Source organism: Brevibacillus laterosporus LMG 15441 (assembly GCF_000219535.2).
GTDB lineage: Bacteria > Bacillota > Bacilli > Brevibacillales > Brevibacillaceae > Brevibacillus_B > Brevibacillus_B halotolerans.
This window is the reverse complement of record NZ_CP007806.1, coordinates 4,275,873-4,295,303: the sequence shown is the minus strand read 5'-3', so window position 1 is coordinate 4,295,303 and position 19,431 is coordinate 4,275,873. Positions and strand designations below refer to the sequence as shown.

Annotated in this window: 13 protein-coding genes; 6 read left to right on the top strand and 7 right to left on the bottom strand. The window is 42.3% G+C overall.

Features of this window, described 5'->3' with window-relative positions; all coding sequences use genetic code 11:
* Positions 1-115 precede the first annotated feature (115 nt).
* From BRLA_RS18855 to BRLA_RS18830, 6 genes are all read right to left on the bottom strand, one after another.
* The gene (locus tag BRLA_RS18855) at positions 116-1,270 is read right to left on the bottom strand and encodes an acetoin utilization protein AcuC (protein WP_003334840.1); all 1,155 of its coding nucleotides are present in this window, start codon (positions 1,268-1,270) and stop codon (positions 116-118) included.
* Positions 1,263-1,910 (bottom strand): CBS and ACT domain-containing protein, encoded by a 648-nt coding sequence (locus BRLA_RS18850; RefSeq protein ID WP_003334841.1) that lies wholly within the window; start codon positions 1,908-1,910, stop codon positions 1,263-1,265. The genes BRLA_RS18855 and BRLA_RS18850 overlap by 8 nt, the downstream gene beginning before the upstream one ends.
* 36 nt (positions 1,911-1,946) lie before the next feature.
* Entirely contained in the window at positions 1,947-2,579 is a 633-nt protein-coding gene (locus BRLA_RS18845) for a GNAT family N-acetyltransferase (RefSeq protein ID WP_041752377.1), read from the bottom strand.
* A gap of 150 nt (positions 2,580-2,729) precedes the next feature.
* Positions 2,730-5,825, bottom strand: coding sequence for a penicillin-binding protein 1A (locus BRLA_RS18840; protein ID WP_003334843.1), 3,096 nt, complete (start codon positions 5,823-5,825; stop codon positions 2,730-2,732).
* Positions 5,826-6,331: 506 nt separating this feature from the next.
* Positions 6,332-6,928: a 30S ribosomal protein S4 gene (rpsD, locus tag BRLA_RS18835; RefSeq protein ID WP_031309519.1), complete on the bottom strand. Its 597-nt coding sequence runs from the start codon at positions 6,926-6,928 to the stop codon at positions 6,332-6,334.
* A 303-nt stretch (positions 6,929-7,231) separates the two neighbouring features.
* A complete protein-coding gene (locus BRLA_RS18830; protein WP_003334845.1) occupies positions 7,232-9,499 on the bottom strand; it encodes a YcdB/YcdC domain-containing protein in 2,268 nt (755 codons plus the stop codon).
* A 270-nt stretch (positions 9,500-9,769) separates the two neighbouring features.
* Between BRLA_RS18830 and BRLA_RS18825 the strand changes: the two genes are divergently transcribed.
* The 6 genes from BRLA_RS18825 (at position 9,770) to BRLA_RS18800 (ending at position 17,793) form a co-directional block, all read left to right on the top strand.
* A complete protein-coding gene (locus BRLA_RS18825; RefSeq protein ID WP_003334846.1) occupies positions 9,770-10,375 on the top strand; it encodes a histidine phosphatase family protein in 606 nt (201 codons plus the stop codon).
* 30 nt (positions 10,376-10,405) lie between these two features.
* Complete coding sequence (locus tag BRLA_RS18820; protein WP_003334847.1) at positions 10,406-12,676, top strand: sensor domain-containing diguanylate cyclase; 2,271 nt, start codon at positions 10,406-10,408, stop codon at positions 12,674-12,676.
* A gap of 42 nt (positions 12,677-12,718) precedes the next feature.
* On the top strand, positions 12,719-13,726 hold the full coding sequence (locus BRLA_RS18815; RefSeq protein WP_003334848.1) for an MBL fold metallo-hydrolase: 1,008 nt from the start codon (positions 12,719-12,721) through the stop codon (positions 13,724-13,726).
* Between the two features lie 799 nt (positions 13,727-14,525).
* Positions 14,526-15,143 (top strand): forespore capture DNA-binding protein RefZ, encoded by a 618-nt coding sequence (gene refZ, locus BRLA_RS18810; protein WP_003334851.1) that lies wholly within the window; start codon positions 14,526-14,528, stop codon positions 15,141-15,143.
* Positions 15,144-15,177: 34 nt separating this feature from the next.
* The gene (locus tag BRLA_RS18805) at positions 15,178-17,583 is read left to right on the top strand and encodes a septation ring formation regulator EzrA (RefSeq protein WP_003334852.1); all 2,406 of its coding nucleotides are present in this window, start codon (positions 15,178-15,180) and stop codon (positions 17,581-17,583) included.
* A 3-nt stretch (positions 17,584-17,586) separates the two neighbouring features.
* Complete coding sequence (locus tag BRLA_RS18800; protein WP_003334853.1) at positions 17,587-17,793, top strand: hypothetical protein; 207 nt, start codon at positions 17,587-17,589, stop codon at positions 17,791-17,793.
* 320 nt (positions 17,794-18,113) lie between these two features.
* Here the strand turns inward: BRLA_RS18800 and BRLA_RS18795 are convergent, their stop codons facing one another.
* Positions 18,114-19,391 carry a BaiN/RdsA family NAD(P)/FAD-dependent oxidoreductase gene (locus BRLA_RS18795; RefSeq protein WP_003334855.1) on the bottom strand — a complete coding sequence of 426 codons (1,278 nt, stop codon included), beginning with the start codon at positions 19,389-19,391 and terminating at the stop codon, positions 18,114-18,116.
* Positions 19,392-19,431: the final 40 nt, after the last annotated feature.

Genomic DNA, 19,431 nt, shown 5'->3' with positions numbered 1-19,431 from the left:
GGTATGCTGGAATTGGCATACCTCTTTTTATCGTGTTAGAGAGGAGACGTAACAATACTCTTCTCTTTTAGAGATTATTTTTTAAAAGAAAAATAAGAAGGCTGAGACAATCATTTTATAAATGAGGAGCATGCAAGATTGCTTTACCAAAGGAGAGACGATTTTTTTCGCTAATTTCTCCACGTCTTGGGATCGTCATGAACGCACTCACATCGTCAAATAAACAGGGAGGTAATTCTAAGGGACTGTACGGAAGCCATTTTTGTAACCATTCAGTAGGAAGAGGACCATCTGATAGCCATTGATCTGTCATCTCGCTCCATAATAGGGTCCAAGCACGTGGAACAACACGCCAAATATCATAGCCTCCACCGCCAACGGCTACCCATCTTCCTTGGCATAATTCATGAGCTAGTTTATGAGCAAGTCGGGGGATTTGCTGATAGATACGCATAGAGCAGCTCAAATGTGTGAGAGGATCGTAGTTGTGGGCATCGCAACCGTTTTGAGTAATGATGATATCAGGTTGAAAACCATGTGCGATTCTAGGGAGGAGCGACTCGTATATTTCAAGGAAAGAATCATCTTCAGTGAAAGCATCAAGTGGTACATTTACACAGTAACCAAAGCCCTGGCCATCTCCACGCTCCGTAACATTTCCTGTACCTGGGAAAAGATATTTTCCTGTCTCATGCAGGGAGATCGTCATGACATTGGGGTCGTCATAAAAGGCCCATTGAACGCCGTCACCATGATGGGCATCTGTATCAATATATAAGACGCGGGCATCCCAATGTTTACGTATGTATGCGATTGCTACAGAGCAATCGTTGTAAATACAGAAGCCAGATGCTCTCCCCCGAAAGGCATGATGCAATCCACCGGCAGGATTAAAGGAATGCTCCGCCTGTCCGTTCATCACGATATCGACTGCTGAAATACTTCCCCCCACAATTAGAGATGTAGCTTCATGCATATTTGCAAATATAGGGACATCTTCGGTTCCTAAGCCATAGCTAGCTGCAAGCGGCAATTCTTCTGGCTGAGTGCCCTGTCGTTTGACTATTTCTAAAAAACTGGGATCGTGTACGAGCAGTAATTCTTCATCGGTGGCATAGCGTGGAGCTATAATATTCTCTGGGGTGAGTAATCCATAAGCTTGCATGAGATCATATGTGAGTAATAAACGTTTTTGATTAAAGGGATGCTCCTCATGAAAGAAATATTTGGTATAGTCGGCTGAATAGATTAGACGGGGGGTACTAGTCACGTAGGAATTCCCCCCTGATCGGGTCGAGTACATGAAAGCCTTTGTCACGTAACATGCTTGTCACCGTACGAGTATCCATGGTCGTCACTCGAAAAACCAGATTTTTCTTCCCTTCTGTAGCTGAGGGAAACACAATAACGCTACTAACATTTACTTTCGACTCACGGATAACCTGACTTACTTCCGCTAACACGCCGTAGCGATCTTCTACTTCGATTTCTATCTGGGAGCTGGCTTTGTTTACACCAAATAGTTCAATCATTTTATATAAAATATCGGATTCTGTAACAATGCCTACTAATTTATTCTCCTCAAGCACTGGCAACGACCCGACCTTGTACTCGTACATGGTCTTGGCTGCCTCCTCAAGAAAATCAAGAGGGTGGGCGGTTATCACTTCTGTATTCATAATCTCTTGTACGGGTTTGGTCATAATAATATGATCATCGGCTCTAGCGTATAAGGAAGAGGGGAGTGCATCACGTAGGTCTCGGTCGGAGACGATTCCGACAAGGATTTGATTATCTAGGACAGGTAGATGGCGAATGCGATTTTGCTTTAAGAGAGCTAATGCTTCGCCTATACTTGTGGTAGCGGTAGCTGTGACTACCTGTTTGCGCATAAAGTCTTCTAAACGCATAGACAAACTCCTTTCAACAATCAAGAGCGTAATTTCTTAATACATATAACGTGATTGAAAACGCATGCTGTCAAAGGTAGTCATACTTTCAAGCGGAACTCGTTTTCCAATGCGTGTCATTAGACAGTTTGCTGGATGTGAGCAAATTTCGGAATCGTCGGTGGCCGTCCACATCATACCGACACTGCCCATCAATTTCTCCATCACCTTGCGATAGTCCCAGACACTTAAACCAGTTCCTTGTAAATCCCAATGCCAATAGTACTCTGTTGATAATATAATGTAATCCTCCAGTGCATCGTCCATAAAGGCCACTTCTAGCATCTGCTTTGCTATACCGCCTTTACGAATCTTCGAGCTTACCTCAATAGCTCCCAGCTCCAGCAAATCGTCCATTTTAATCATAGACCAACGCTCCAGTGGGTCAGGATGTAGGAAGGTGACGTAGGCCAAAACTACATTTTCATGGCGTGCCACTATAATTCGTCCTTCTGGCAGATCAGCAATTTCGACAAGTGCTTCTTGTTGTTGCTTGGGAGCGCGAAATGCTTTTAAACCTTCATCAAATTCCAAAGTAGCTAAGTCCTTAGAGCATACTGGCCCTTCAATTATAATTTGGTTATCATGAACCCATACTTTTTTTTGATAAAATGTTTTCCTATGAATCACTAGGCCTCACCATCGCTTCCCACGAATCTACATGCTTAGTATATCTTATTCCACACAAAAGGAGTCTTATATTTTTGAAAATTCAAGAATCCGCCATGGATAAAAAAAGACTGCCGGGATGGATGCCCCAACAATCTTTTTTGTGGTTATTTATTTTACTTTTGCATGGGCTGAAGGAGCAGATTCACCATAGGTATTCACTGCAGTGATGTAGAAGCTACCTCCAGGCTCACTTGTGGTTAATACAAAGCTTGGTTCGGATACGGAATCCATCAATTGATAGTTCGTTGTACCATTCATAGCATAGTAAACGTTGTAGGAAACGATGTGATCTTTCGCTGGACCTTTTTTCCAACTGACTTTAATTCCATCTGCTGTTTTAGAAGCACTAACGCCTTGGATTTTACTAGGTGCACTAGTAGCTACTGGCGGGGGCGTTGTTTGGCCGCCATCAGGTGGAGCAATAGGATCTACTTCCGTGCCTGGTTGATTGTGGTCAGGATTTGGCTGTACAGGCGGATTGCTATCACCTGGGATATCCACACCTGCACCTGACGTAGAAGATGCCTGAGACTCGTTACCTGAAAGGTCAACTGCTGTTACATAGTAACCATGATCACTACGTTTCGCATCAGTGTACGTTGTCGTTTTCGGGTCCTTAACGGTTGCGATTTTTTCAAATCCACCGTTTGCGCTTGCACGATAGATACGATAGCCTAGTACATCCTGCTCTGGGCTGGCATTCCACGTAAGGGTCGTGCCACTACCTGATTTCGCAATAGTAACGCCTGATGGAGCAGAAGGTGTTCCGTCTACAGCTACGCGTGGATCTTCTTTTTCCGGCATCCGCTCTGCCCAATCGGCAGGTTTAGTTCCAACCCTGCTATTTTTCGCAGAAATTTGATCAGACGATGGGAGTGGCTCTGGACTCTTAAAGAAGACGCCCTCTGTTACAAAATCATCTGGTGTATTTTCCTGTGCCAGATAGAGAACCTCACCGACTTGAACAACACGAACTTTTTGATGAGAATCGTCCACTTTGGTTGGTACAAATCTTTGATTAAATAAATCGGTAATCACGTGGCCGGTTTGTTTCGATAGCTCACTTGGCAACATGCCGGACTTGCTATCAATTGTTGCGCTGACAATGCCGCTTGGTTTACTAAATTTCGCTGATTTGTCAGCCACTTTTGAATCAATTTTAAAGACCTCTGTCATCACCTTGCCCCAAATTTCCATTGGTCGGCGTTGAGCTGAACCAGGAATGGTAGTTGGAACATCATAGCCTGTCCATACACCAAGGGTAACATCAGGTGTGTAGCCTACAAACCAAAGATCGTAGGAATCATTGGTAGTTCCTGTTTTTCCGGCCATATCTATGCCTTTGGGTACATATCTTCGCACAGAAGCACCAGTACCGGAGTTGACAACAGTACGCATCATGTCTGTCATCAGATAGGCGGTCTGTGGACTAAATACTTTAACAGGTGTGACATTGTGTTCATAAATGGTATTTCCACGGCTATCCACGATTTTTTGAATCATGTAGGCATCTACAAAATTTCCATCGTTGGCAAATGTAGAAAATGCATTGGTAATTTCTTCGCTGTTTAGACCGTAAGCTAGCCCACCAATAACCCCTGTAGCCGCATGATTATCACTATCGACCAGAGTGGTGACACCCATTTTTTTCACATAATTTAAAGCGGTCGGAATTCCGACTTTCAAATACGTTTTAATAGCTGGTACGTTCCAGGATTGACGCAGAGCTTCGCGGGCACTCATCATACCATGGTATTTGCGGTCCCAGTTAAGCGGCAGGTGAGTACCTTTACTTCCATCTGCCAATAGTACAGGTGAATCGTCAATCGGGCTTCCCGGCTGTAAGATACCAAGCTCCAATGCTGGTGCATACGCGGCGATTGGTTTCATAGCTGAACCGGGTTGTCGAGAGGCGGTGGCGTGATTGGTTTGTTCAACGTTAAAGTCGCGACCACCCATCATGCCGATGATTGCACCTGTTTTGTTATCAATGAGTGTTGCGCCTACTTCTTCTAGAGCGTTTTCGATCTTTTCCTTTTTTCCACCACGTGTCACAGAATAGGTACGATTGCTACCAAAGTTTTTGGGATTAGCAGCGATCTTTTCCATGGCGGTATTAATTTCCTTATGCACAGTCGTGTACACATGATAGCCCTTTTGGAGAATTTGACGTCGTTGCTCCTCTAGGAGCTGACGATATTCATTGCGGCCAATTTGTGATTTATCACGACCTTCGTTTGCTAGCTTTTGGTCCAACAGAACCTCAGCAGTACGTTCCTCAATTTCCATCATAAGGAATGGGTGTTCAGCGTATGCACGCTTTTCTGGTTTGGCGAGATGTGCCTGTAAATTAGTGGAGAGGACCTGTTGTTGTTGAGCAGCTGTTATGTAATTGTTCTCTCTCATCCGTTGTAGCACCATTTTCTGGCGCTCCAGTCCGCGACGATACCCTTCCTTGTTAAAAGGAGAGTAGGCCATAGGACTCTGCGGAAGTCCAGCTAAGTAAGAGGCTTCGGCTAGATCAAGATTGCTTGCATCTTTGCCAAAAATCCCTTTTGCGGCTGCTTGAACGCCATAAATGTTAGAGCCATTGGCGTCCTTACCAAAATAAACGTCATTCATGTAAGCTTCTAAAATTTGATTCTTGCTAAACATTCTTTCGATTCGTATGGCATGAAGAATTTCTTTCGCTTTTCGTTTATGGCTTACTTCAGGTGAGAGGATGGTACGTTTAATCAATTGTTGTGTAAGAGTACTACCACCTGTTATAACACTTTGTTTAGTAAGCTCTTGAATGGTTCCACGTAAGGTAGATTGAATAACTATTCCATTATGTTCATAGAAATACTTGTCCTCTGTGGCAATGATGGCGTTAATGAGCGCGGGTGAAATCTCCGAAATCTTCACCATCCGGCGATCTTCTCCCTTAGCTCGAAGCTGACCGATCAAGGAACCATCTTGATAGTAGGCGAACCCTGTTTGAAACTTGCTAAACAAGAGCTCTTGAATCTCTTCTTTGTTTCGGATCGGCTCATCATTCACAAGAGCGGCTATGTAGCCCGTAGCAACTCCACCTGCGAGAAACAGCCCCATAAATCCTAACAAAAAACAGTATGCAAGAACTACTCGTACAGGGTGCTTCTTTCTGCCGCGCTGCCCTATTTTGCGTCTAGGCCTCTTGGCAGAAGCATCTTTATTCTGCATATACGTCCTTTCCCCCTTAAAAGATCAGCCCCATTATACCATAAGTAAAAATACTGGGGTAGAATCATGTCGAGCCATAGGTAATTTGAGTGTAAAATGACCGATAACCATGAATGAAGGCATTTGTAGGTCAGAATCACATCCATATCTGGCAATGCTAGCTGGCGTATGAAAAATAGAATGATAGAGTAAGCTGAACCTCTCTTTTCCAGCAAATAAGCCCTTCTATACTAGATTTTCCCTGTAAATAAGCTATTGTTACGTAAACGAAAAAACTCTCCCTAATAATTGACGCAAATGTAACGTCAAGGTTTCGGAATACTAGGCTATTCCTCTAAATTTTGATGTTTCTGACTTTATCCTAAGATAGCTGATGACACATAAGAGTCTTTATAAACGCAATAGACCTAGGGGATGGGAAGCGAGGATTTAATCGAATATTGTCGCGTACAAATAAAAAAGCTCCACACCCAAAGGATGTGAAGCTTGATGTTTCCAAGTAAAGACTAACGGCTGTACCACTCAACGATCAGAGTTTCGTTGATTTCAGCAGGCATTTCAGAACGGTCTGGTAGACGTGTGAAAGTACCTTCTACTTTGTTATCATCGAAAGTGATGAAGTTTGGTACGAAAGTGCGAGCTTCCAAAGATTCTTTTACGATAGCAAGGCCACGAGATTTTTCACGAAGAGTGATAACATCTCCTGGTTGTACGCGGTAAGAAGCGATGTCAACTTTTTTACCATTAACAGTCATGTGACCATGGTTAACCAACTGACGAGCAGCTGGGCGAGTTGCAGCAAAGCCCATACGGAAAACTACGTTATCAAGGCGGGATTCAAGAAGCTTCATGAAGTTCTCACCCAATACGCCTCTCATTTTTTGAGCGTGTTCGAAAGTGCGACGGAATTGCTTTTCGTTTACACCGAACATATGACGTAGTTTTTGTTTTTCTTGTAACTGAATACCGTACTCAGTCAATTTACGACGGCTTTGACCGTGTTGTCCTGGTGCGTAGTTACGTTTAAGATCTTTTCCTGTTCCATCTAGAGAGATACCTAGACGGCGAGCCAGCTTGTGGCGTGGTCCTGTATAACGAGACATATGCTCATTCTCCTTTAAGTTGGATTCGTAGGTGTTTACTTCCAAAAGGCAAGTTTCATCTTCATACACGAACTTCAGACGGTAGCGTTTCTGCATCGTGCTCCTCTTGAAAAACAGCCGCAGTCAAAAGGCAAAGGGGGTGAAACTAAAAGGCAAGCCTCGTATTCCTTTTGTTTTTACCTACAATCAATGCTACCCTATTCAAACATAACTCTTATTTTATATGCTGGGTCTAGGTAAAGTCAAGAGATTGTCTTAGAATAACAGCCGGAATCCGCTGGGAAAATCAAAGCTTGCAGATGACTAATGCCGAGACTTAGTATATATAGATCCTTCAGGCATCATTTTATTGTAAACCTCTAAGAATTTCTGGAAATAGATAGCGGCCTCCTCACGAGTCACAGATGCATCTGGCTTAAAGCTTTGATCAATCGTTTCCATAATTCCAAGTGCGGTAACGATTGAAATAGAACCCTTCTCCTTTACATTGGCTGTATCCGTAGAAGATGCTACAAAGAGATTTGGTAGCTCAGCTAGGGAATGATAGCCCAGAGCTCGGGTGAACGATTCTGCTAATTCAGCCCTCGTAATCGGTTTTTCTGGTTGCAGGCTCTTGGTTTGGGGAATATATCCGCGTGCAAGGGCGAACTCAATAGCTCCAAAGTATGGAGAAGTAGCAGGGACATCATGAAAGCTGGCTTGTTTTGGTATAAATTCATCATCATAATTTCCATTGCTTAGGATAGCTACTAGCATCTTGATTATCTCACCGCGCTTTATGGGCTCTTTAGGCTTTATCTCTCCATCTATAGGTTCAATTGCATTGTACTCGTACAGAATCCGTAATGCTTTTTGCTTGTCAGTAGGAAGCTTCTGCAAATCCTCTGGTTCTGTCTGATTTACTTCCACAGGTTTATTAAAATATAAATGAATCCACTTACCAGTGATTGCGTCTAGCGTAAGACTGTTGCTAGACGGTTGTAGTGTATAGACGAGAGTCAAGGGATTTGACTTTGACGACTGTTGATTTTTATCACGATGATCCTCTTGTTTCACTTGATAAGTTAATGTAACCTCCAGTTGCTGTAGCCATTTTTCTTTCGCTTCTTCTAGAGAAAGGTAATCAGGTGATTTTTCTGGGAAGTTAACTTGACTAATTGAAGAAGAAAATGAAAGTAATTCCCCGGTTTGTTGATCTAGGATGACACTGGCTCCCTCTGCTGAAAGCATGATTCCGTGAATATATCGCTGGAACATAAAGGAACTTTCCAGTGTATCGTTATAGTCAGGTTGATCATCATGATCAACCTTATCTAAATATAAGGTTTGAGCTTGATAAGGAGCTAATTTTTTTACGTTCTCTATAGCAAGTTGTTGTAATTTCTCTGGTGCTATTGAAGCTTTGTTTGTATCTTTGTTCCTTTTCTCCACGTTGAGGTAGTAATTCAGTACGTTTCCATTTTTTTCGTCAATCATGAGAGAAATGGTGTCAATCTCATGATTTTGTGTTTTTCGTTCAAAGGATAGATTCCAAAAGGCTTCTTTCTCTCTATCTTTCTTCTGATAGATTGCCTCTGTTAATTTCCAGTTCCCCAACGGAATTAATTTTTGGGCTAGCTCGACTGCTTGTGCTTGTGTTAATTGTTTTCCCTGATGCAAAGGAGGCAGTGGCTTGTCAACTATAGGCGAACGCTTGTTGGGATTACTAGACACAGATGAAGAAGGTTTTTCTAAAAATGTACCAGTGATCGCATCTATAGCTAATTCCTTTTCATAATCATAGGTTAGTCGAGGATCAGTTCTTTGTGTTTCTGTAGAATCTGGTATTTTATAGCTTAAAGTAATAAAAGGGCTTTCTTTAAAAATTTTAGTAGCTTCCTCAGGAGATATTTTCTTTGAATCAGCAGGGAAATTCAAATCTTCACTCCATGTAGAAAAGTAAGATACAATTGTCCCATTAGGGTTGACTGTAACTCTTACAGAATCATCAGGAAAAGGTATTCCGTTTATTTGTCTTTGGTAGGTAAAAATGTATTCTGTAGAGGTAAGTGCTGTTCTGTTATCTGAAAGAGGTGTAGGCTTCAAGGAAATACTTGATAATTTTTTGCCAGCATGTTTACGTAGAAACGCTTCGGCTGCTTGTTGAGCTTGCTCTAGTGAGATAGGTTTCTTGCTTTTATTTGCTAAGAGAGAATGATGTGAAATAGAATAGCTATTTAATTCGCCTGAGTTTGCATTGATTTCGACTAGTAAAGAGAATGGCTTTCTTCGATCAATGTTACCACTACTCTCCCAAGCAAACGTCCAAGTGGGAGATAAATTCATATCTTCATTTAATGTAAAGTGGCTATCGGTTGGAACTGGATTCATGCTGGACCATTCCTTTGCGAACTCAGACGCGATAGCGAGTGCTTGTTCTCTTGTTAATTGGGACTTGCTCACTAGAGGAGCTGTGGGTTGGAGATGCTGTTGGGTTGATTTTGTGTTTGTGTTAGCTTCAACGACTGAGCCTGAAAGTAGCAACATGCCTGATAAGCTAAGTAGGCCTATTGGACGGATCAATGAATGCATAAATAAAACCTCCTAAACCTGCAATGTGTAATGTATGTACATGAAACTGACATATATATAACGGTAACAACAGGGAGGCAATGAGACGAGGAAGTCATGCTGGCGTCGTATAAAGAACTAGAACGAAAGAGGAGTTTTGAGCATTTCAGTGGAATTTAAAAATTAGGAAAAATGTGTTATTGAATTTTGAAGATTCTAGTATCTCGTGATTATATCCATTATAATTAAATTGTACATATTCATGCAAGGAAAGTAGGGTGTCTTACTATCATGGAAACCATCGTATACTTAATCCGACATGGAGAAACGGATTGGAATCATATACAGAAAATACAAGGTCATACGGATACCGATTTAAACGAGCTAGGGTATATGCAAGCGGAAAAGCTGGCGAATCGTCTTGCTTCAGAAGGCTTTGCTCATGTGTATTCAAGCGATTTAAAACGTGCCTTTGAGACGGCGAAACGTGTAGGAGAACGTCAGCAGACTCCTGTTCCTGTCACGAAAGTACGCGGATTACGTGAGCGTTGCTATGGCGATTGGGAGGGGCGCCACCTTGCTGATGTACAAAAGGATATGCTAAATGTTGAACCACATCAGTCAATCTGCGGGATTGAATCCTATCACGCTATGCAAAAGAGAGCTGATCGTGTTCTAAGCGAAATTATTGAGAAACATCCCGGTCAAAAAATTGCCGTTGTAAGCCACGGTGGTTTGATTAATGCTTTTCTGCATTATATTACTGAAGGTCAGCTTGGTACGGGGATCACTAAAATTGGCAATACGGGAATCACCATTTTGCATGTGGAGAATAAATCGTGGAAAGTTATGGAGATAAGTCGAGTTGACCATCTAGAGGAAACCATAACCGATTAATGATTAATATAGAGGAAGAAGGAATCAGCATTGCGGACACGAACGCAAATAGGAACAGTAGGTAAATTATTTGATAGCGTTGTTCCCTTTTTTCTGCCTTCTTGGCCCATACAAGCACCAGGGCTCCTTTTCTTTGCTACTCCAGAGCGTGGTGTAATCGCTACTTATGAATTGGGAACACTCCCGGCACATTTGCCTCCAACTTTTTTTCAAGATGCTATGGAGGAGCTAGTTAAACAGGAGGTAACCAAAGCTTGGAAAAACGGCCAGGTAATTAGTAAGGAGCGAGTTACTTCTGAGTGTGGTGATTACAAATGGCTGTTGCAAGCCTTAGGTCCTCAACCAGATGATATACATGCGATTGCAGGCATTCTTACTTGTGCACAGGAAGCTTTGGTCAATATACGAACCTACGGTGAAATGGTAAAAGGATTATATTCGCTTGGGTATAAAGGGTTTATTCAGCGCATGGCCAGTGAGATCGTAGTGGAAGCGAGCAAATGTAAGGAAGCCACTCCATTTATGAAGACAGTTGTTAACGGTTTACACGGTATGGTGGGAAGGGGGCATTGTTCGCTTATTAAATTGGATGAAAGTGGACATTTATTGCCGCAGGAGCGTTACACAACAGATTCCGCTGTATACGCAGGCTCTAAAATACATCAGGTGTTACATTGCTTTGTATCTAAAAAAGCAGAGATTTATCAAGAAGATTCCCGCGTTGCGATGTATCCAATTTATGTGGAGGATGAACCGATCGCGGCACTTATTCTTCATGTAGCCGATCAAGAACAGCAATGCTTAGATAAATTGGATATCGAGCTACTTCATTCGACTGGGGAGCAGGTCAGCCATCAGTTGCATAGGACTTTACACATGCATGATATCTTACGGGAAACTCAAAAGAAGGAGCTTCTTTATCAACTGACAAAACAAATTCATGCCTCGATTGACGTAAATGACGTACTAGCTGGAGTGCTTGCAAGTATCAAGCAATTATATCCGTATTTTTCAGCGGAACTGTATCTTACTATGGAAATGGAAACAAATCTACCAATCAAGACCTTTTCCTTAAAAAAACAACATAATCAGGTCAGTCAGCAGGCTTATCTGGAAGGAAAGCTAATGTTGGGCCAAGAGATCATAGATGGGCAAGCGATTACTTTTGTCGCTGCTCCGTTACATGGGAGACAAGGAATTTATGGGATTCTCCAATTGGCCACCCATGAAATCATTAATTTATCCGCGAAAGAGACCGAATTTATTTCTATTTTAGCGGAAACAGCAGGTAACGCCTTTGAAAACGCTCAGTTGTATCAGCAATCACGCGACATGGTTCGTGAATTGCGCTTAATCAATGAGATGGCCCAGCAGATTAATCGTAGTTTGAACATGATAGATATACTTGAGTTCGTGATTAAGATGCTGCATCGAACGTTTGATGCGAGCTATTCTGCTATCCTGCAAAAAGCATCAGACGGTGAGCGGATGCAAATCATCTCTTCATCCAAGAACGATCAGATCGGACAATTCGTACCCATTTCGGCTACTCCGATTGCTGAAATTATAATTGATAAGCGGAAAATTCTGCCCTCTTCCGACAGCTTTACTCATTTACCTCATCATTTATTTCCCTATCATTCTGTGATGGGGGTTCCTTTGTTGCAAGATTCAGAAGTATCAGGACTCTTACTGGTAGCAGATCATAAGCCTAATTTCTTTACCTATGATGACTATAAATTACTGGAATTATTTGGGCAACACACCAGCCTAGCTATTACTAATGCTCTCTTGCTTAGTGAAGTGGAACGCATGGTTATCACTGATAATTTAACAGGGCTTTTTACACGTAGATACTTAAATGAGAACGTGAAGAAATCCTTACTTGCAGATGAGCAGGGTTCCTTAATTTTAATTGATATTGATTACTTCAAAAGAATTAATGATACCTATGGCCACCTTGTTGGAGACGAAATATTGTATCAGGTAGCTTCTGTTATTAAGAACTGTATTAGGGACAGCGATATTCCAGCAAGATGGGGCGGCGAAGAGATAGCGATTTACCTGCCGCATGTTGATGTGCTGATTGCCAGTAAAATAGCAGAACGCATTCGTATTCGTGTGCAGCAGGAAAGTAAACCAAGTGTTACGATTTCCTGCGGCGTTGCTATGTGGAGCAGGGATGTTCAACGAAATCGCTCGGCAGAAGAACTGTTTCACGATGCAGATGTGGCCTTATATAAAGCAAAGCAAGAGGGGCGAAATCAGGTAAGAAAGAGTGAGTCGAGTAAAATATGGTAGGCTATGGGAAAATGCTATCCGTAAAAATCTGGGGGAGATAGGATGTCTGCCGTATCAAAGAATAGATTGTCAAAGGCCGCTACAGAGATAGCAAAGGGAGTGTATCAAATTTCTCTGCCTACTCCATTTACAGTAGGAGATGTGAACGTATATGTAATTGAAGGTCAAGAATGTATCACGCTAGTCGATGTAGGTCCGTTAACAGAAGAGGCGTGGAGTAGTTTAGAGAATGGACTAGCCTCGATTGGATATCGGGTGGAAGACGTGGGTCAAATTGTGCTTACACATCACCATGTGGACCATATTGGACAATTGGAGAAGGTAAAACAGCTATCACAAGCAAAGGTATATGCTCATCCTCTGGCAGCACCATATGTTGAACAAGATGAGGAATTCATGCAGTTCCATGATGAATTTTTTATTACTTTGTATAAAGAGTGTGGACTACCAGAGGAATTGCTATCTGTTGTGGAAAAATTTCGCAGGATGATGGCCACCTTCCAAGAGAAAAGCAAGGTGGATGAATCTCTTGTTCATGAGCAAGCCTTGCCTCATTTTCCTGAGTGGCAAGTATTATTTACACCAGGACATTCTCAGTCTCATTTATCACTATATCGGGCCTCTGATCAATTATTGATAGCGGGGGATCATCTGATCTCTTCCATTTCTTCCAATGCATTTATTGAACCACCACGAGATCGTAGCATGACTCGACCGCTAACATTAGTGCAGTACCGGACCGCCTTGGAGATGTGTGCAGGGATGGATATTAAGCTAGTGGTTTCTGGACATGGTGAACCGATCGAGAATAGTCGCGAGCTGATTTTTGAGCGATTGCAGAAGACCTGGGAGCGTACCAATGCGATCCGCCGTTTTTTGCATGATGGTCCAAAGACAGCCTTTGAATTAGCTGTCCTTTTATTTCCGCTGCTCTACCTCAAGGAATTGCCTCTCGTTATTTCTGAAACCTTGGGACATATTGACTTACTAGTGATGGTTCATCAGATACACGTACAAAATAAAGAGGGCGTTCTCTATTATTCACTATAATTCTTCCTTCAGTAAAAGTCCTTTCCTGTTAGACAAAGCGGGTAAGGACTTTTTAGTGAAATGAATCCTCTCCCTCCTATCTTGCGTCTTTCTATGTAGAGAGAGTGAGTAAGGAACTAGTAGTAAGGTAATTTTATACATAGCTTTTATTGTCGAAAGAACAGGGAAGCACCCTTTTTTTGCATGTCGATCTGTACTATAATAAATGAGTTCCTATTCAAGATAGAGAGGTGGATGGATGATCAAAATCATTCTTCCGTTACTCTTACCTTTTACTAGTTCTTTTTTAGTAACGTAGATGAAACGAGGGAACATATTGGTACAGGAGAATCTGCAAACGTATTGCTCATTATATACACTCTTTTGGCATTTGGGCGATTGTGGTAAGCTGTATTATCGCCGTCCTACTAACCTTCTTTCCGTTTTGTCCCCTTTTTATTGCTTGTAGGTGTAATGGTTCTGATATTTGGCGAGATAGCCAGCTTTTTTATTACATGGCTGTCTACGACTTAGGGGCTACTCTCCGCTTTTTTATGGTTCGGTACCTGATCCTCTTTTGATTGGGCCAAAAAAAGTGAGCCAGCAGCCTTTTTTGCTAGATGTAATCGCTCTTTACGGTTTACAGCATGATTTGGCAAGATATCAACACACCATCTTAGAGGCTACAATGGGACATGATTTTTAGAATTTCACGCTCATACACTGCGTTTTTGCTGAGGACTGCCGTTTTAGGTAAGTTCATATGGCTTGGATCTATCGTAGGAAAAAAACGGAGAAGAAGTAGCCGAGGATGATAAAGATGAGAACTGAACAGCATAACACGAAAGAAAGAATACTGGTAGCCGCAGCCTCATTATTTTATTCACAGGGATATGATCGTACTACTGTGCGTCAAATTGCTGAGAAGGCTCAGGTTAACGTTGCTTTAATTTCTTACCATTTTCAAGGCAAGCAGGGAGTTTTGGAAAAGCTGATCAGCCACTATTATGATCATTTTTTCCAAATCGTACAGGAGCAATGGGAGAGGGAAAAGCCGCAGGATTCGATGGGACAGTTAGAAAAGATCGTAAGGTTATTTATTTTTTATCAACATGAACATGCGTTGGTAACTAGGCTAATTCAGCGGGAATTAAGTGTGGAATCCATGCTCGCACGAGAGGTAATGACCGTCTATATACATCAATTGAAGCATTGCTTTGCTACCGTGATAGAAGATGGGATACGGACAGGGGAGTTTCGAGGTGTCGGTGTCGATGCTGTTTTGATGAATCTTTCCAGTATTTTGACCTATCCATACCTGAATCCACAAATTGTCCGTGAAGTATATTATTTAGAACCGGGTTCTGCTGATTTTTGTGAATGGCTTGTCACCTCAAGCGTTCAATTTTTGCGTTCCCTCTTAGTACATACAAGTTGAATGAGAAACAAGTTGGTAAAGGGGTTGTCCAACCGTGAAAAAAAGGCTGTTGTTGTTATGTCTTGCCGGTACTCTTTGCTTTCACAATGTGGCAATGGCGTCTCCATTTCCGAAGAAGACGAGTGACATTGTACAAGACCAAGCAAAGATTTTTAAAAAAGATGAACGAAAAAATCTTGAAGAATCACTTAAACAAACACCGGGTAACTATAAGGTTGTTGTAGTCGAAAGTACAGAGCCAGAAGCAAAGTCTCCTGATGAGTATGCGCAGAAGCTCTATGCTGAGTATAAATTAGAAGAAGATTCCCTTTTGATGGTGTTGGACAAGCAAAAGAAGGATTTAGGTGTTTATGCCGGCCCTAAGCTTGTTCAACAAGGAGCAAAATCCGAGTTATTAAAGGGGAAATTGACCGCTTATTTCGATCCTTGGAAGAACACGGATAAATTTGATCAGGGTATCTCTCAATTTGCCAAGGAAGTTCAGAGTGAATTGAGTAAATTGCCAAAGCCTGCGGAAACAGCGACTGCGACTGATGTAGATCCAAATATCGAATCTCAGGAAAATACATTGTTGAATTGGCTGCCGTGGTGGGTATTTGTTTTGGCAGGAGCTTTGTTTGTGGGACTCATTTATTTGATGATACTCACGATGCGTCGTCGTACGCTTATGCGTGATATTGATGAACTAGAAGATTGGAAAGATGAATTGCTGGAAAAAATTGAAAAAATAGAAGTGGAAAAAAATAAGCGTCGCGTGTCAGGGGTGACTGAGGAACGCTATGTAGCCCTTGCAGCACGTAAGGAAAAACTGCTTGGAACCAGTATTCCTGATATCGAAATGTTGATTATAGAAGCGGATGAAGCTTGTGATCGTTTCCGTTTTAAAGTAGCCAATAACCTGATTCTTGAAGGCGAAACGATGCTCAATGACATTGAGGATGAACTAGAAGATCTTAAGAATGATACGACTCAGGTTGTACAAGCTAAAAATGAGAATAAGCAAGCGATACCAGAGCTTGAAAAGATGCTAGAACAGGTGGAACGAAAACTGTCTGATGTAAGATTGGAGTATGGCCTTTCCTTCCATGAATTAAAAACCGATTTAGATCGCGTTGGCGAAATGAAGGCAACAATTAAATCTGCTATTGCTAGTGGAGATAATGTCAAAGCGGCAGAAGTAGCTTTTGAAGCTCACTCTATTTTAAGAGAAACGAGCGACTTATTAGAACAGCTACCTACCTATGTCAATCAAGTGCGTACCGAAATGAAAGAAGAGCTGCATCAGCTTGAACAGGATATCGAGACTGCATTAGGTGGTCAGTATGATCTGAACCAAACGGCGTTAGATGAGGAATTGCTACAAGTAAAACAATTGGTGACCTCTGCTGGGAATGCATTAGAAGAGGGCAATTTCCACATGCTGCAAACACATGTAAAAGCATTCGTCTTAAAGGTGGAATCGATTTACAGCAATCTGGAACAAGCCGTGCTTGGAGAAAAAGGGGAGGGGCTTACCGAGCAGGCTCAGCCCGTAGAGTCCTCATCTACTCTAACACATGAGGATACCTTCAAAGAGCTTGCAGATGACCATCAAGAAGTCACTGCCGAGAATACAAGGGAAGCTATTCAGGAAAATGTCGAACGAAGCAATGAAGAACCGAGGGAAGAGACAGATCATCCTGCTACTCAACCTTCTGATGCGGCAGATACGACGGTAGCATACCGGGAAGCCGCGGTAAGTGAAACAATGACAGAGGACGCGCCTGCTGCAAAGCAAAGTGCCCCTGCTCCGCAAAGTGATCTACAAAAGAGCCGTTCTCTTATAAATAGCAGGAAGCGGGGACAAGCGGACGGAGAAGAGCAGCATGAGTATGAGTTGGTCATGCCGAAAATTCCTAAACCAATGTCACAGGAATCTGAGAAGCTGGTTAAAATTGAGGAAAGACCATTTATTGAAACAGAAGATGATATTTTGGACGAAATGGAGCGTATCTCAGGCGAATTAATATGTATCCGACAGCGCATTAAGCGTAGTTACTTGCCGGGTGTACCAGATGATTTGAAAACAAAGTTTGATACTGTTGTCGGTCTATTAGGGCAAATTCAGCTACGAATGGAGAATACTCGATATGACATTCGTGAGGTTGCTTATTATCTGGAAGAGGCACATGAACAGCTAATGGATACACATTACATGGCTGAAAATACTATTGCAGCTTGCCAATCAGCGGAGGGGGCTATTCAATACACGAATCGCTACCGACGCTTAAATCGTCAGGTAAATGAATTGCTAACAAAATCAGAACAAGCTTTCCGTCAGTTGTATTTTACCGAAGCCTACCAGTTGGCAGAAGAAGCTCGCCTGATTATTGAGGGTGATCATGATGACGATGCAGGCGGGCGCTGGATGCTACGTAAGAAAAAAAGAGGAGAGCGTTAGTCGATGAATGATCCTATGCCGTATGTTTTGCTGGTAGCAGGCGTAGTAGTTGCCATCCAGCCTACAACCAAACGGTGGAAGCGACGCTTGAGCGCTCATTTCGCAGGTAACGAAAAACGCGTGAAGCAACGAGCGAATACGTTTTATCTGTTGGGTGTATCATGTGTGATACTGGGATGCTTTTTGCTACTGCGTACTTTAGTCAGCTAGCAAGAGGAATAGGTTTCACTAGACATAGGTTCGTCATGATAAGGGAAGGCACGTCTTTTTTAAAGGCGTGCTTTTTTGTTGATGATGTGTAAAAAAAAAGAAGCGTCAACGATCGACGCTTCTAAAGATAAAGATAAAGGGAGTAGAGGTGTGAGAATCAGTAACCAACTACTTTTAGGGGGAGTAGGGTTCTGAGACGCTCTTCTGGGAGGAAGAGCAATTAGTAATATATTCCCCAATAAAATAGATCGTTAAACATGTATTTTAAAAAAATGTACGTCTTCTACTATTTGTCTAAAAGTTGAGTAGACTCCCGATAACTAGCTTGATAAGGAGTATTGAGACGCATGTAGGCCTGCTACATAACCAGAAGAAAAGGCGATGGTTATGTTATATCCACCTGTATGTGCATGGACATCAAGAACTTCTCCAGCGAAGAATAGACCAGCAGCTTTTTTAGACTGCATTGTTTTCGGGTCTACTTCCTTAGTATGTATGCCACCGCCTGTAATGAAGGCTTCTTCCAGCGACAGGGTTCCAACGATTGTTAACGGAAATGATTTCAGAAGACGACCGAAATTTTGCCATTTTTGTTTGTTAAGATGACTGAAGGTGGTTTCTTCTTCTAGCTCTGTTTTCTGCAAAAGAACAGGGATAAGCCTTTCCGGCACATAGCCCTTTAAAGCGTTTTTGATCGCCTTTTTCGGTTGTTCCTCACAAAGCTTCCAAGTTTCCTGGGAAATGATGTCGATTGAACGCCCAGGAAATAAATCAATTGTCAGTTGGAGAGGAACGGCGCCGAATTTACGCTGAGTAACGGATACATAATGCCCTAAACGTAGGACAGCCGGACCTGATAAACCGAAATGAGTAAAGATCATATCTCCTTCTTGTGTAGTTACCCTCTTTCCTTTTGGATCAGTAAGGGTTAGTTCGACCTCGCGTAAAGAGAGACCCTGTAACGTTTTTTGTTTAATGATCTCATCACTTGCTCGTAATGGTACCTCTGTTGGATATAGATCAGTAATGGTATGGCCTGCTGCTTTTGCCCACTTATAGCCATCACCGGTGGAGCCTGTTTTAGGAACAGAGCATCCGCCTGCTGCTATAATAACGGCCTTTGTCTTCAGAATCTCTCCGTTCTTTAATTCAACCCCTGTGCAGGCATCTTGTTCATACAGGACACGCTCTACCTCTGCATGCAGACGGATGTGAACTCCCTCCTGTTTTAACTGATTAACAAGAGCGTTGGCTACAGTAATAGCCTTATCTGTCGTTGGAAACATTCGACCACGATCTTCCTCTTTCAAGGAAACCCCTATTCCTTCAAAAAAGAAGATAATATCCTGATTGTTAAATTGGGCAAAGGCACTGTGCATAAAACGACCATTTCCCGGAATTTGTTTAATCAGTTCTTCTAACTCCTTAGCATTCGTGACATTACAGCGTCCGCCACCTGAAATGATCAGTTTGCGTCCTAGTTTTTCACCTTTTTCAAGCAGACAGACACTGGCTCCGTGCTTGGCAGCTGAATAGGCGGCCATAAGCCCCGCGGGACCGCCACCGATAACAATGCAATCAAATCTTTCTTTCTTCATGAAATGTTCATCCTTTTATTTACTGTATAGAGTAATAAGC